Source organism: Pseudarthrobacter sp. L1SW (assembly GCF_020809045.1).
GTDB lineage: Bacteria > Actinomycetota > Actinomycetes > Actinomycetales > Micrococcaceae > Arthrobacter.
Genome location: NZ_CP078079.1, coordinates 1 through 14,283 on the forward strand (window position 1 = coordinate 1; position 14,283 = coordinate 14,283).

General features: G+C 64.1%; 11 protein-coding genes and 2 tRNA genes. 12 read left to right on the forward strand and 1 reads right to left on the reverse strand.

The window, feature by feature from the left end; all coding sequences use genetic code 11:
- The 12 genes from dnaA to KTR40_RS00060 all read left to right on the forward strand — a co-directional run bounded on the left by dnaA (position 1) and on the right by KTR40_RS00060 (position 13,280).
- The gene (dnaA, locus tag KTR40_RS00005) at positions 1-1,425 is read left to right on the forward strand and encodes a chromosomal replication initiator protein DnaA (RefSeq protein ID WP_104996246.1); all 1,425 of its coding nucleotides are present in this window, start codon (positions 1-3) and stop codon (positions 1,423-1,425) included.
- Positions 1,426-1,948: 523 nt separating this feature from the next.
- Complete coding sequence (gene dnaN / locus KTR40_RS00010; RefSeq protein ID WP_228404812.1) at positions 1,949-3,073, forward strand: DNA polymerase III subunit beta; 1,125 nt, start codon at positions 1,949-1,951, stop codon at positions 3,071-3,073.
- Between the two features lie 103 nt (positions 3,074-3,176).
- Complete coding sequence (gnd, locus tag KTR40_RS00015) at positions 3,177-4,061, forward strand: phosphogluconate dehydrogenase (NAD(+)-dependent, decarboxylating) (protein ID WP_228404814.1); 885 nt, start codon at positions 3,177-3,179, stop codon at positions 4,059-4,061.
- A 46-nt stretch (positions 4,062-4,107) separates the two neighbouring features.
- Positions 4,108-5,319, forward strand: coding sequence for a DNA replication/repair protein RecF (recF, locus tag KTR40_RS00020; RefSeq protein ID WP_228404815.1), 1,212 nt, complete (start codon positions 4,108-4,110; stop codon positions 5,317-5,319).
- On the forward strand, positions 5,303-5,863 hold the full coding sequence (locus KTR40_RS00025; RefSeq protein ID WP_139027252.1) for a DUF721 domain-containing protein: 561 nt from the start codon (positions 5,303-5,305) through the stop codon (positions 5,861-5,863). Before recF ends, KTR40_RS00025 begins: the two co-directional genes overlap by 17 nt.
- Before the next feature lie 382 nt (positions 5,864-6,245).
- Complete coding sequence (gyrB, locus tag KTR40_RS00030) at positions 6,246-8,333, forward strand: DNA topoisomerase (ATP-hydrolyzing) subunit B (protein ID WP_139027253.1); 2,088 nt, start codon at positions 6,246-6,248, stop codon at positions 8,331-8,333.
- Between the two features lie 56 nt (positions 8,334-8,389).
- A complete protein-coding gene (gyrA, locus tag KTR40_RS00035) occupies positions 8,390-11,068 on the forward strand; it encodes a DNA gyrase subunit A (RefSeq protein WP_228404816.1) in 2,679 nt (892 codons plus the stop codon).
- A complete protein-coding gene (locus KTR40_RS00040) occupies positions 11,061-11,729 on the forward strand; it encodes a DUF3566 domain-containing protein (RefSeq protein WP_139027255.1) in 669 nt (222 codons plus the stop codon). The genes gyrA and KTR40_RS00040 overlap by 8 nt, the downstream gene beginning before the upstream one ends.
- Before the next feature lie 97 nt (positions 11,730-11,826).
- A tRNA-Ile gene (locus KTR40_RS00045) sits at positions 11,827-11,900 on the forward strand.
- A gap of 67 nt (positions 11,901-11,967) precedes the next feature.
- The gene (locus KTR40_RS00050; RefSeq protein WP_218950010.1) at positions 11,968-12,084 is read left to right on the forward strand and encodes a DLW-39 family protein; all 117 of its coding nucleotides are present in this window, start codon (positions 11,968-11,970) and stop codon (positions 12,082-12,084) included.
- Positions 12,085-12,155: 71 nt separating this feature from the next.
- A tRNA-Ala gene (locus KTR40_RS00055) sits at positions 12,156-12,231 on the forward strand.
- 98 nt (positions 12,232-12,329) lie between these two features.
- A complete protein-coding gene (locus KTR40_RS00060) occupies positions 12,330-13,280 on the forward strand; it encodes a DMT family transporter (protein WP_228404817.1) in 951 nt (316 codons plus the stop codon).
- A gap of 18 nt (positions 13,281-13,298) precedes the next feature.
- On the opposite strand, the gene KTR40_RS00065 is transcribed toward KTR40_RS00060, so the two are convergent.
- Positions 13,299-14,174 carry a glycosyltransferase family 2 protein gene (locus tag KTR40_RS00065; protein ID WP_139027257.1) on the reverse strand — a complete coding sequence of 292 codons (876 nt, stop codon included), beginning with the start codon at positions 14,172-14,174 and terminating at the stop codon, positions 13,299-13,301.
- Between the last annotated feature and the right edge of the window lie 109 nt (positions 14,175-14,283).

Below are 14,283 nucleotides of genomic sequence, written 5' to 3' on the forward strand. Positions count from 1 at the left end.
ATGACAGTAGACGAAGCCAACCACGCCAATACTGTCGGAAGTTCCTGGCGGCGCGTTGTCAGCCTCCTGGAACAGGACCACCGTGTTTCACCTCGGCAGCGTGGCTTTGTCATCCTTGCCCAGGCCCAGGGCCTGATCGGGTCCACCCTCCTGGTGGCCGTTCCCAACGAGCTCACCCGCGAAGTGCTCCAGACCCAGGTCAAGGACGCCCTGGACGACGCACTGCACAACGTTTTCTCCGAGGACATCCGGTGCGCCATCGACGTGGATACGGACCTGGTGCCCATCCACAAGGAACCCGAACCCGTCGTCGTCGAGCCTTCCTTCTCCCCGGACCAGCTCATCGAGCAGAAGCCGCAGCCCATGCTGCCCAGCACCTCCCATGAATTCGGCCGCCTGAACCCGAAGTACGTCTTCGACACCTTCGTCATTGGTTCCTCCAACCGCTTTGCCCATGCTGCCGCCGTCGCCGTCGCCGAAGCACCCGCAAAGGCCTACAACCCGCTGTTCATCTACGGTGACTCCGGCCTGGGCAAGACGCACCTTTTGCACGCCATCGGCCACTACGCCCGGCGGCTCTACAGCGGCATCCGGGTCCGCTACGTCAACTCGGAAGAGTTCACCAACGACTTCATCAACTCCATCCGTGACGATGAAGGCGCCAGCTTCAAGACCACGTACCGCAACGTGGACGTACTGCTCATCGATGACATCCAGTTCCTCGCGGGCAAGGACCGGACGCTGGAGGAGTTCTTCCACACGTTCAATTCCCTGCACAACAACAACAAGCAGGTGGTCATCACCTCGGACCAGCCGCCCAAGTTGCTGGCAGGGTTCGAGGACCGGATGAAGTCCCGCTTCGAGTGGGGCCTGCTCACGGACATCCAGCCGCCGGAACTCGAAACCCGCATCGCCATCCTCCGCAAGAAGGCCCTGAGTGAAGGCCTGTCCGCTCCCGATGACGCGCTGGAATACATCGCATCCAAGATCTCCAGCAACATCCGTGAACTTGAAGGCGCCCTGATTCGGGTCACTGCCTTTGCAAGCCTCAACCGCCAGCCCGTGGATGTGGCACTCGCGGAAATGGTCCTCAAGGACCTCATTACCGACGACGGCGCCCAGGAGATCACGTCCAGCCAGATCCTCCAGCAGACCGCGGAGTACTTCAAGCTGAGCATGGAAGAGCTGTGCAGCAAGTCGCGGACCAGGACTCTGGTGACCGCACGCCAGATTGCCATGTACCTCTGCCGCGAACTCACGGACATGTCGCTGCCGAAGATCGGCCAGGAACTCGGCGGCCGCGACCACACCACCGTGATCCACGCTGACAGGAAGATCCGCGAGCTGATGGCCGAGCGGCGTGTGATCTACAACCAGGTGACGGAATTGACCAACCGGATCAAGCAGCAGCAGCGAGACTCCTAGCCAGCGCACCTATACCTTATTAACAGGTGCATGTGGATAAGCCTGTGGATAGTTAAGGGGACAACCGCGGTTAATGGGCTTAAAACCCTTAAGGCGCCTGTGGATTCGGAAAATCGCAAAAAATGTTCTCCCCATCCACACCCTGTTTAAAACCTGCGCCGCCCACACTGGATGAACAGGGCTTAACCGCTGGATCCCGCGGTGAGGGGAGGTTATCCACAGTTTCCACAGCAGTTATTAACACTACTAATCCCAAAAAATTGAAATCCCTCAAACAACAAGACCTGTGCACCCGTCCACACCGCACCAGGCCGGGCGGCCCTTAAGGCAGCCGGGACCATCGGGGATGGGTTAATCCCGGATCTTCCGGCTAAGCTGTCAGCAGCGCTCCCATCCTTGGGTTTTCGTGTGGTTCCCGCAGCACGGACCATGCAGGTTCAAGTGGCGGGGCAACACACTTTTTGGAACTGCCTGCGGGAAGTTCCAGGTCTATGGCAGCAGCAATGAAAGGCGGCACCCTTCCGTGAAGTTCAGAGTCGATCGGGACGTCCTGGCAGAAGCCGTCACCTGGACAGCCCGGTCGTTGTCTCCGCGGCCGCCCGTGCCCGTCCTGTCCGGCCTGCTGTTGAGGGCGGAAGCCGGCACCGTCAGTCTCTCCAGCTTTGACTACGAGACGTCCGCCCGCCTGGAAATCGCGGCCGACGTCAGGGACGAAGGCACCATCCTGGTTTCCGGCCGGCTCCTGGCGGACATCTGCCGCAGCCTCCCCTCGGCACCGGTGGACGTCGAAACGGATGGCAACAAAGTCACCCTGACCTGCCGCCGAAGCAGCTTCCACCTGGCCACGATGCCCGAGGCCGAGTACCCGCCTCTTCCCGCGCTCCCGGCCATCAGCGGAACGGTCCCCGGTGATGCCTTCGCCCAGGCGGTGTCACAGGTGATCATCGCTGCCAGCAAGGATGACACCCTGCCCATCCTCACGGGCGTGCGGATGGAGATCGAGGACGACCTCATCACGCTGCTCGCCACTGACCGCTACCGCCTGGCGATGCGCGAAGTGCCGTGGAAGCCGGTCAACCCCGGTATCTCGACCAGTGCCCTGGTCAAGGCGAAAACCCTGAACGAAGTCGCAAAGACCCTCGGCAACAGCGGGGACATCAACCTGGCCCTCGCGGACGACGACAGCAGGCTGATCGGTTTCGAAAGCGGCGGGCGGACCACCACCTCGCTGCTGGTGGACGGCGATTACCCCAAGATCCGCTCGCTGTTCCCGGACTCGACTCCCATCCACGCCACGGTGCAGACCCAGGAGCTTGTTGAAGCCGTGCGCCGCGTCTCCCTTGTGGCTGAACGCAACACTCCGGTCCGGCTCGCCTTCACCCAGGGGCTCCTGAACCTGGACGCCGGAACGGGAGAGGACGCCCAGGCTTCCGAGGAACTCGAGGCCCAGCTGTCCGGTGATGACATCACGGTGGCCTTCAACCCCCACTACCTGGTGGAGGGCCTCAGCGTGATCGAAACCAAGTTTGTCCGGTTCTCGTTCACCACTGCGCCCAAGCCGGCCATGATCACAGCCCAGGCGGACGCCGACGGCGAGGACCAGGATGACTACCGCTACCTGGTGATGCCCGTCCGCCTCCCCAACTAAGTAGCGCCAAGTGTCGTTATGGACGTCCAAAACGACACTTACTGCTACCTGGTTTGGCAGCCCACGATTGTTCCCGCACCCTAGCGCAGAAGGAAGTTCCACAATGCACATTGGACTGATCGGCCTTGGCAAAATGGGATTCAATATGCGCGAACGCCTGCGCAAGGGCGGCGTGGAGGTCACGGGCTTCGACCGGAACCCCGATGTCACGGACGTCGCAACCCTCAATGAACTCCTTGCCGCAGTCCCGGTGCCGCGGCTGATCTGGGTGATGGTTCCCGCCGGCGAGATCACGGACGCCGTCATCAAAGAACTGGGCGACAAGCTCACCGAGGGCGACCTGGTGATCGACGGCGGAAACTCGCGCTTCACCGAGGACCAGAAACACGGCGAACTCCTCGCTGCCAAGGGAATCCGCTTCGCGGACTGCGGCGTGTCCGGCGGAGTCTGGGGCCTGCAGAACGGCTACGGCCTGATGGCAGGCGGCGATGCGGCGGACATTGAACGCGCACTTCCGGTGTTTGATGCCCTGCGCCCGGAGGGCGAACGCGAGGACAGCTTTGTCCACGTCGGCGGTATCGGCGCAGGCCACTACGCCAAGATGGTCCACAACGGGATCGAATACGGCCTGATGCAGGCGTACGCCGAGGGCTACCAGCTGCTGGCTTCCAAGGACATCATCAGCGACCTTCCCGGCACGTTCCGCGCCTGGCAAAAAGGCACGGTGGTCCGGTCCTGGCTGCTGGACCTGCTGGTCAAGGCACTTGATGAGGACCCGGGGCTGCAGAACATCGACGACTACGTCGAGGATTCGGGCGAGGGCAGGTGGACCGTGGAAGAGGCCATCGCCAACGCAATTCCCGCTCCGGCCATCACGGCGGCACTGTTCGCCCGCTTCGAATCGCGCGAGGACAGCTCCCCGGCCATGAAGATGGTGTCCGCACTGCGCCACCAGTTCGGCGGACACGCCACCCGTCCCGCCAAGTAGCATCCACCCGGGAACCGTCCAGGTTCCCAGAATTGCCGAAAACCGCGTGTACCTCGAACACCTCTCCCTGACCGACTTCCGCAGCTACGCCCAGGTTGACCTTGCCCTGGGTCCGGGAGTCACCGTCCTGGTTGGATACAACGGCATTGGCAAGACCAACCTGATGGAGGCCATCGGCTACCTGGCCACCCTCAGCTCCCACCGCGTCAGCTCGGATGCACCCCTCCTGCGGTTTGGAACGGACCGGGCTTTGGTGCGGGCACGCCTGGTCCGGGGCGGGCAGACCACGGTCCTGGAACTTGAGATCAACGCCGGCCGGGCAAACCGCGGCCGGATCAACCGCAGCAATCCGGTACGCGCGCGCGACCTGCTGGGCATCTGCCAGACCGTCCTCTTCGCTCCCGAAGACCTGGCCCTGGTCAAGGGGGATCCCTCGAACCGGCGCCGCTTCCTGGACGAGCTGCTCGCCAGCCTCATCCCGCACCATGCCGCAACGCGCAGCGACTATGACCGCGTGCTGAAGCAGCGCAATGCCCTGCTGAAGTCCGCCCGGGCGGGTAAGTTCACCTCCGCCCATGAGGCAACCCTTGATGTGTGGGACCAGCACATGGCGAAGGCGGGCGCTGAACTGCTCCATGCCAGGCTCGAGCTGGTGGAGCGGCTCCGCCCGCACCTGGCGCGTGCCTATGCGGACCTGACCGACGCGTCTAAACCGGCAGACGCCCTCTACCGCTCCACCCTCCAGAACCAGATGGACGACGACGGCGCCGCGCTTCCTTCCGCGGCCGGCACCGCGGGCGGAGGTACTTCGGCGGACGTGGAAGACCTGCGCCAGTTCTCGGTGGACCAGTTGGCGGAGCGGTACGTCCGAGCCTTCGCCGAATCACGCCGGAAGGAACTCGAACGGGGCATTTCGCTCGTTGGACCGCACCGCGACGAACTGGAACTGATCCTGGGCCAGGCGCCCGCCAAGGGCTATGCCTCCCATGGCGAAACCTGGTCCATGTGCCTCTCCCTGCGGCTCGCCTCCTATTACGTAATGCTGGACGACGCCCGTACCGGAGGTTCCGCTCCCATCCTGATCCTCGACGACGTTTTTGCCGAGCTGGACGTCCAGCGGCGGCGTAAACTGGCCGCAATAGTCTCCGGCGCTGAGCAGGTCCTGGTGACCGCCGCCGTCGACGCCGACATCCCGGAAGAGCTGTCCGGACGGCGGGTGAAGGTCATCCCGGGAGGAATTGATGAGCAGGGACAATGAGAAAGGCGGCGGGCTGCAGCCCGGCCGCGACCCCGACAACATCGACGCCCCGCAGGTTGCCCTGAACCGGATGCGGGAGGCCGCCGCGGCGCGCGGCGAAATCCGCAGGGCAGCCCACCGCCCGGGCACCTCAAAGGCCAAAAAAGGCACCCGCGACACCCGCGGCTTCAGCCAGTTCCATGGCACCGGCCGCGACCCCCTTGGCCTGGGCAAGGTGGTGGGACGCCTGGTGGCGGAACGCGGCTGGACCTCCCCGGTGGCGGTGGGATCCGTGATGGCCGAGTGGGCAACCCTGGTTGGCCCTGAGATCTCGGCCCACTGCACCCCGGAAAGCTTCACCGATACCACCCTGCACGTCCGCTGTGACTCAACTGCCTGGGCCACCCAGCTGCGGCTCCTCAGTACCAGCCTCCTCGAGAAGTTCCGGGTGGAGCTGGGCGACGGAGTTGTCACCAGCATCCAGGTGCTTGGCCCTGCGGCGCCGAGCTGGCGCAAGGGCGGGCGCTCGGTAAACGGCCGCGGCCCCCGGGACACGTACGGGTAGTGCCGGGGGCCGGACTCTTGATAATCCGCCCAACGGCGTGTAGAGCGCTGTAGGGGATGGAGGGCGTATAGGCACCCGGAGGCCGCACTTCCAGCTCGCCCAAGGCGCGGTCAACGCCCTCGCACGGGCACACCACTGTCCGCCGACGGCCCTGGAATGCGGGGAAATGGGCCGCCGCGCGGTAGAATCGTTGTAGATAACTGGGCGCGGGTGAAACGTTGACTGAGTCCGTTTTCCGCGCGCCCACAGCACGCGGAGCGCGGATCCCCACCGTCAGCAGGCCACCGGCGCTATAAGTTTGTGCCTGTTGGCGGATGACTTTCCTGGGTCCAGGAGGGGATTCGGCCGGCCATCATCGAGAACAGAGGAGTCGACAGCGCCTGTGGCTAACGACAATACAGATATTCTGGCAGCTGAACCCGCAGTCGAGGATGCCCGAACGCCTGATACCCCGGCCCCATCGGCGACGCCGCGTGAATACGGTGCCAGCGACATCACTGTCCTTGAAGGCCTGGAAGCGGTACGCAAGCGCCCGGGCATGTACATCGGTTCGACAGGACCCCGCGGCCTCCACCACCTCGTCTACGAAGTTGTTGATAACTCGGTGGATGAGGCCCTTGCTGGCTACTGCACCCACATCGAGGTTGTCCTGCAGGCCGACGGCGGCGTGAAGGTTGTGGACGACGGCCGCGGCATTCCCGTGGACATGCACCCCACCGAGCACAAGCCCACGGTTGAAGTGGTCATGACCATACTGCACGCCGGCGGCAAGTTCGGCGGCGGCGGTTATGCGGTTTCCGGCGGCCTCCACGGTGTCGGCATCTCCGTGGTCAACGCACTTTCCAGCCGCGTTGATACTGAAGTGCGCCGCCAGGGCCATGTCTGGCGGATGTCCTTCGCGGACGGCGGCAAGCCCCAGGGCAGCTTGGTCAAGGGTGAGGAAACCGACCTTACGGGTACCACCCAGACCTTCTATCCGGATCCTGCGATCTTCGAAACCACCGAATTCGACTTTGAGACGCTGCGCGCCCGGTTCCAGCAGATGGCCTTCCTTAACAAGGGGCTTCGCATCACGCTGACGGATGAGCGCACCGCTGCCGAGCCGGATGCCGATGCCGACCTGGACCTTGACGCCGTCGCCACCGAGGGCGAAGTCACCGCAGAACACCGCACCGTGGTGTACCAGTACGACGAAGGCCTGCTGGACTACGTCAAGCACCTGAATTCCGGCAAGAAGGTGGATGTGGTCCACGAGGACGTCATCGCCTTCGAAACCGAGGACACGGAACGCAAGATAGCCCTCGAAATGGCGATGCAGTGGACCAACGCCTACTCCGAGAGCGTGCACACGTACGCCAACACCATCAACACCCATGAGGGCGGAACCCACGAAGAGGGCTTCCGTGCTGCCATGACCTCCCTGATCAACCGCTACGCGCGCGAAAAGGGAATCATCAAGGAAAAAGACGACAACCTGACCGGCGACGACATTCGCGAGGGCCTCACCGCCGTCATCTCCGTCAAGCTTGCCGAGCCCCAGTTCGAGGGCCAGACCAAGACCAAGCTGGGCAACTCCGAGGTCAAGGGCTTCGTCCAGCGCGTGGTCACCGACGGTTTGGGTGACTGGCTGGAACGCAACCCCGGCCCCGCCCGGGACGTCATCCGGAAGGCGATCTCCGCAGCGCAGGCCCGGATGGCCGCCCGCAAGGCCCGGGACAATGCCCGCCGGAAGAGCCCGCTGGAATCCTTTGGCATGCCAGGCAAGCTCTCCGACTGCTCCTCGAAGAATCCGGAGAAGTGCGAGGTCTACATCGTGGAGGGCGACTCCGCCGGCGGGTCCGCCAAGCGCGGACGCAATCCGGAGACCCAGGCCATCCTGCCCCTCCGCGGAAAGATCCTGAACGTGGAGCGGGCGCGCCTGGACAAGGCGCTGGGCAACGCCGAAGTCCAGTCCATGATCACGGCCTTCGGAACCGGCATTGGCGAGGACTTCGACCTCTCCAAGCTGCGGTACCACAAGATCGTCCTGATGGCGGACGCCGACGTGGACGGCCAGCACATCACAACCCTGCTGATGACCCTGCTGTTCCGGTACATGCGCCCCCTCATTGAGCACGGCTACGTCTACCTGGCCCAGCCGCCGCTGTACCGCATCAAATGGTCCAACGCAGCCCACGATTACGTCTACAGCGACCGCGAACGCGACGCGAAACTCGTGGCAGGCCAGGCCGCGGGACGCCGGATTCCCAAGGACAACGGCATCCAGCGCTACAAGGGCCTCGGCGAAATGGATTACACCGAACTATGGGATACCACCATGGATCCGGACCACCGCACGCTGCTCCAGGTCACCATGGACGACGCCCTCGCGGCGGACCAGATCTTCTCGGTCCTGATGGGCGAGGACGTTGAATCGCGCCGTAACTTCATTCAGCAGAACGCCAAGGACGTCAGGTTCCTCGATATCTAGGAAGCACATTTTCCTAATATTCGAACACTGACATATACCTGAAACGGAAATTATAAATGAGCGACGAAACACCCGAGAACCCGGCCCCCGACGCCGGTACTCCGGACACCGTTCTTGAAGGCGACGTGCTGATCGACCGCGTGGAGCAGGTGGACCTCCAGACAGAAATGCAGCGGTCCTACCTGGACTACGCCATGGCTGTCATCGTGGGCCGTGCCCTCCCCGACGTGCGGGACGGCCTGAAGCCGGTCCACCGCCGGGTCCTTTACGCAATGTTCGACGGCGGCTACCGGCCGGACCGTTCCTTCAACAAGTGTGCCCGTGTGGTGGGCGAGGTGATGGGCCAGTACCACCCCCACGGCGATACGGCCATCTACGACGCTTTGGTCCGCCTGATCCAGGACTGGACCATGCGCTACCCGCTGGCCCTCGGCCAGGGCAACTTCGGCTCCCCGGGCAACGACGGCGCTGCCGCACCCCGGTACACCGAAACGAAAATGGCCCCGCTTGCCATGGAAATGGTCCGGGACATCGACGAGGAAACCGTCGACTTCCAGGACAACTACGACGGCAAGAACCAGGAACCCACCATCCTGCCTGCCAGGTTCCCCAACCTGCTGGTGAACGGGTCCTCCGGCATCGCCGTCGGCATGGCCACCAACATTCCGCCGCACAACCTCCGCGAAGTAGCGGACGGCGTGCAGTGGTACCTGGCCAACCCCGACGCCAGCCGCGAGGAACTGCTGGAAGAACTCCTGTTGCGGGTCAAGGGTCCGGATTTCCCCACCGGCGCCACCATCCTGGGCCACAAGGGAATCGAGGATGCCTACCGGACCGGCCGCGGCTCCGTCACGATGCGTGCCGTGGTGAACGTGGAAGAGCTGCAGGGACGCACCTGCCTGGTGGTCACCGAGCTGCCCTATCAGGCAAACCCGGACAACCTGGCCATCAAGATCGCCGAGCTGGTCAAGGACGGCAAGATCCAGGGCATCGCGGACCTCCGTGATGAAACCTCCGGCCGCACCGGACAGCGGCTGGTCATTGTCCTCAAGCGCGATGCCGTGGCCAAGGTGGTGCTGAACAACCTCTACAAGCACACCGAACTGCAGAGCAACTTCTCCGCCAATATGCTGGCCATTGTTGACGGCGTGCCCCGCACCCTGAGCCTGGACGCGTTCATCCGGCACTGGGTGACGCACCAGATGGACGTCATCGCCCGCCGCACCCGGTACCGGCTGCGCAAGGCGGAGGAAGAAGCCCACATCCTGCGGGCGCTGCTGAAGGCACTGGACATGCTGGACGAGGTCATCGCCCTCATCCGTGCTTCCAACACCACCGAAGCGGCACGCGACGGCCTGATGGAACTGCTGGACATCGACGAACTGCAGGCCAGGGCGATCCTGGATATGCAGCTGCGCCGCCTCGCCGCCCTGGAGCGCCAAAAAATCCAGGACCGGCACGCCGAACTTGAAGCGCTGATCGCCGAGTACAACCAGATCCTTGGCTCGGAGCAGCGCCAGCGCGAGATCATCAGCACCGAGCTCGGCGAGATCGTGGACAAGCATGGAGATGACCGCCGCACCCGGATCCTCATGGGGTTCGACGGCGACATGTCCATGGAGGACCTCATTCCCGAAGAGGAAATGGTGGTCACCATTACCCGCGGCGGCTACGTCAAGCGCACCCGCAGCGACAACTACCGTTCGCAGCAGCGCGGCGGCAAGGGCATCAAGGGTGCCCAACTCCGTGGGGACGACGTCGTGGAGCACTTCTTCGTTACCACCACCCACCACTGGCTGCTGTTCTTCACCAACCTGGGCCGCGTGTACCGGGCCAAGGCCTATGAGCTGATGGAAGCGGGCCGCGACGCCAAGGGCCAGCACGTGGCCAACCTGATGGCGTTCCAGCCGGACGAACACATCGCCCAGGTCCTGGACTTGAAGGACTACCAGCAGGCTCCCTACCTGGTCCTGGCCACAAAGCGCGGCCTGGTGAAGAAGACCCGGCTCGAGGACTACGACACCAACCGGTCCGCCGGCGTGATTGCCATCAACCTGCGCGACGGCGACGAGCTGGTGTCCGCGCAGCTGGTGTCGGAAACCGACGACCTGCTGCTGGTCTCCCGCAAGGGCCAGTCCATCCGCTTCACCGCCACCGAGGATGCCCTCCGGCCCATGGGCCGGGCAACGTCCGGTGTCACCGGCATGAAGTTCCGTGAGGAGGACGAACTGCTCGCCGCCAATGTGGTGACCGATGGCTCCTACGTCTTCATCGTGACCGAGGGCGGGTACGCCAAGCGCACTGCGGTTGAAGAATACCGGCTCCAGGGACGCGGCGGGCTGGGCATCAAGGTAGCCAAGCTCGCGGAAGAACGCGGCGACCTGGTGGGCGCGCTGATCGTCCAGGAAGAGGACGAGGTGCTGGTGGTCATGGAGGGCGGCAAAGTGGTCCGCTCCTCCGTTGCCGGAGTCCCCGCCAAGGGACGGGACACCATGGGCGTGATCTTCGCCAAGCCGGACAAAAACGACCGGATTATCGAGGTGGCACGCAACAGCGAACGCGGCCTCGAGGGCGAGGAATCGCCGGAGGATGACGTAACGTTGGCTGAAGACGGCGGATCCCTCGAGGAATCAGCCAGCCCAGCATTGGCAGAAGAACCACCGGCCGTTGAGTCAGAGGACGCCTCGGGCAACGCTGAGCCGAACGAAGACTACACGGAGGTAACGAGTGAGTAATCCCGACTCATTTCCCAAGTCGAACAGTACCGTTCCCGACGGCAGCCGGCCCTCAGCCGCTCCGCGGGTAAACGCCCCCGTTCGTCCGCAGCAGCGCCCTGCCGCAGCTGCCGGTGCCCCGGGGCAGCGCCCCGCGGTTCCCGGCCAGCGCCCGGCCCAGGGCGACCGGCCGGCAGGACAGCCGGGCCAGCGTCCCATGGGACAGCCCGGCCAGCGCCCGGCACCCGGCCAGCGTCCGCCGTCGGGCTCTCCCGGGCAAGGCACCCCCGGCCTGGTCAAGCCTGCTCCGAAAGCCAAGGTCCGGCGTGCACGGCTGCTGATCAGCAAGGTGGACCCGTGGTCCGTCCTCAAGATGGCATTCCTGCTGTCCGTGGCACTGGGAATTGTCACGGTGGTGGCCGCCATTGTCCTGTGGACCGTTCTTGACCTCACGGGCATTTTCGACCAGGTGGACAGCCTGTTGGGTACCCTGGCTGGCACCGAGGGCGGCGGCTTTGAGTTGAAGAAGGTTGCTTCCCTGGGACAGGTGGCATCCTTCGCCACCATCATCGCGGTGGTGAACGTGGTCCTGCTGACCGCTCTCTCCATGCTCTCCGCCGTGCTCTACAACATCTCTGCCACCCTGGTGGGCGGCATTGGCGTTACCCTCACGGACGACTAGGTCCCCGCTTTCGCCGGCCACATACCGGCGAAAAGGTCCGATTTGAGATCGGGCCGGGATGTGCTGTAAAGTCATGTCTCGGCCCGATGAGGCATCGGGGCGTATAGCTCAGGCGGTTAGAGCGCTTCGCTGATAACGAAGAGGTCCCAGGTTCAAGTCCTGGTACGCCCACGGAACCTGTGCAGGTTCGAGTAGGTCTGGTTCGCGTAACCCGCAGCCGGACCGGAACGGGGAGCATGTGAAGAAGTTGCTTGTATTGGCAGCGGCGATCGCAGGCGTCCTGCTCTACCGGAAAGCACAGGAATCCGAAGCCCGGAAAGATGTCTGGAGCAAGTCAACCGACTCGGTAGACTAGCACCGGCGCCCGGACTGGAGCTGGTCAGAGGCTTCCAGGTTCTAGGGTATGATTGACGGGTTGCTTCTTATGGGGGCATGGCGCAATTGGTAGCGCACCTGCTTTGCAAGCAGGGGGTTCGGGGTTCGAGTCCCCGTGCCTCCACCATAAGGAAGTCCCGGTCAGCGGAAACGCCGGCCGGGACTTTTGCTTTGTCGGCCGGAGGCTCTCCAGCAGCAGGCTGGGCTGCGCATTAGGGTTGGTCAGTGAACTTCTTTCTTGCAGCACTCGGCGTACTGGGCGTCGCATCATCCGGTCCGCTGATTGCCGCCACCCTGGGCGCCACCACGGTCAGTGCACTCGCCATTGCCTTCTGGCGCAACGCGATTGGCGCCGCCGTGATGGCGTCCCCCACGCTGGTCCGGGAGCCCCGCGAGTTCGGCAGGATCACCAGGCGTGAGTTTCGCTGGTGCCTGCTGGCCGCCGTCGCCCTGGCATTCCACTTTGCCTGCTTTATAACCTCGCTGCAGCTGACGTCCGTGGCGGCGGCAACCGCGCTGGTGTGCCTGCAGTCGGCCTGGATCGCCGTCTTCCAGCTCTTCCGCGGAACCCGCCACCGCTGGCAGGTGCTGGCAGGCCTGGGCGTCGCCTTTGGCGGTGTTGTTGCCATTACCGGGTTTGACATGGGGTCCTCCCCGCAGGCCCTGCTGGGCGACCTCCTGGCGGTGGCCGGCGGTGCGCTGGCCGGCCTGTACACGCTGGCGGGCGGGAAGGCCCGGCAAAGCATGACGACGGGCACGTACACCACGCTCTGCTACGGGATGTGCGCAGCGTTCGTGGCCGTCATGGCCCTGCTGGCCGGGCAACCGCTGGCGGGCTTCGAAGCAGCGGGATGGCTGGGGATCCTGGCGATCACCGTCTGCGCACAGCTAGTGGGCCACACAGCGTTCAACCATCTCCTGGCCACCATGAGCCCGCTCCTGGTCTCGATGATCATTCTCCTGGAAATACCGGGGGCCGCACTGCTCGCCGGGATTTTCCTCGAGGAGACGCTCCCGGCCGGAACCTATGCCGGGCTGGGACTGATCCTGGCCGGACTGGCTATCGTCGTGTTGGGCCAAAGGTCGGGCAGGTCCGGGCGCCGGGGAAGACCGGAGGGTACCGGACAGGAGGAACCGCCGTCGGGCCGGCCCCTTGCGGAGCTGGGAACGGACTGAAGGCGCTGTCCCGAGGGACTACTGGCCGCCTCGGCGCACAGGTTGGGCCGTGTTGACCGTGTGGATGGCGCGGAGGAGCTTGGCCGGGAAGTACACCGAAAAGAACACCACCATGGGAGCCTTCAGCGCCATCTTCTTGACGTTGTGCGCCTTGTAGGTACGGTCGAACCGGGTGACGTAGTAGCGGTAGTCCCGGGGTGAATCCTCCAGCCTGCGCGCGGACATGCCGGAGACCATCTGCGGGCAGTACTGGATTTTCAGGTCGTGCTCGGCGAGGTGCAGGGACAGATCGATGTCCTCATGCATCTCGTCCTTTTCATCGCGGCAGGTCTCGGCCCGGATGGCCTCCCAAGCGGAGGACCGGAGGGCCATGTTGGAGCCGAACAGGAAGTGGTACTGGTGTTTTGCCAGTTTCAGCATGAGCTGGCGCATCTTGTCGTCGGCCTTGAGGCCGAACCGGCGCATGGGCATGTCGTAGTAGACCACTGGACCCGTGGCTGCCTGGACGGAGTGGTCCAGGAACGCCTTCTGCACCTGCTCCACCCAATCGGGCTCCACTACCGAATCGGCGTCGATCCGGCCCAGGACATCCCCTGTGGCGTTGTCCAGCCCGAAGTTCCGTGTGGGGATCAGGCCCTGCGCCTCATCCTGGCTTAACAGGATCAGCGGGCTTTCCGGGTATTCGAGCTGCATTTGGCGCACGATGTCAGCGGTCCGGTCCTTGGACAGGTTGTCCACCACCACGATCTCGTGGGCGGGGACGGACTGATAGATGGCAGCAATGAGGCACTGCCGGATGACGCTCTCCTCGTTGTATGCCGGGATGACAATGGATACGCGGGGCAGGTGTGCTGCGTCGTTCAAGGCATCCCCAGAGGGTTGGTGGGCTGGCATCAGTTCAAATCTAGCATCCAACCGCTTCCGATCCCGGACGGCCGAAACCATGGAAGACAGCAAAAAGGGCCCCGCCCTGCGGCGGAGCCCTTTCCGGCTGAGCTCTCCG

Bases quoted from the DNA above. Each gene is read 5' to 3' on its own strand.
- KTR40_RS00025 (WP_139027252.1), top strand. From the start codon at position 5,303: ATGAGCAGGGACAATGAGAAAGGCGGCGGGCTGCAGCCCGGCCGCGAC.
- KTR40_RS00065 (WP_139027257.1), bottom strand. From the start codon at position 14,174: ATGCCAGCCCACCAACCCTCTGGGGATGCCTTGAACGACGCAGCACAC.
- gnd (WP_228404814.1), top strand. From the start codon at position 3,177: ATGCACATTGGACTGATCGGCCTTGGCAAAATGGGATTCAATATGCGC.
- dnaA (WP_104996246.1), top strand. From the start codon at position 1: ATGACAGTAGACGAAGCCAACCACGCCAATACTGTCGGAAGTTCCTGG.
- gyrA (WP_228404816.1), top strand. From the start codon at position 8,390: ATGAGCGACGAAACACCCGAGAACCCGGCCCCCGACGCCGGTACTCCG.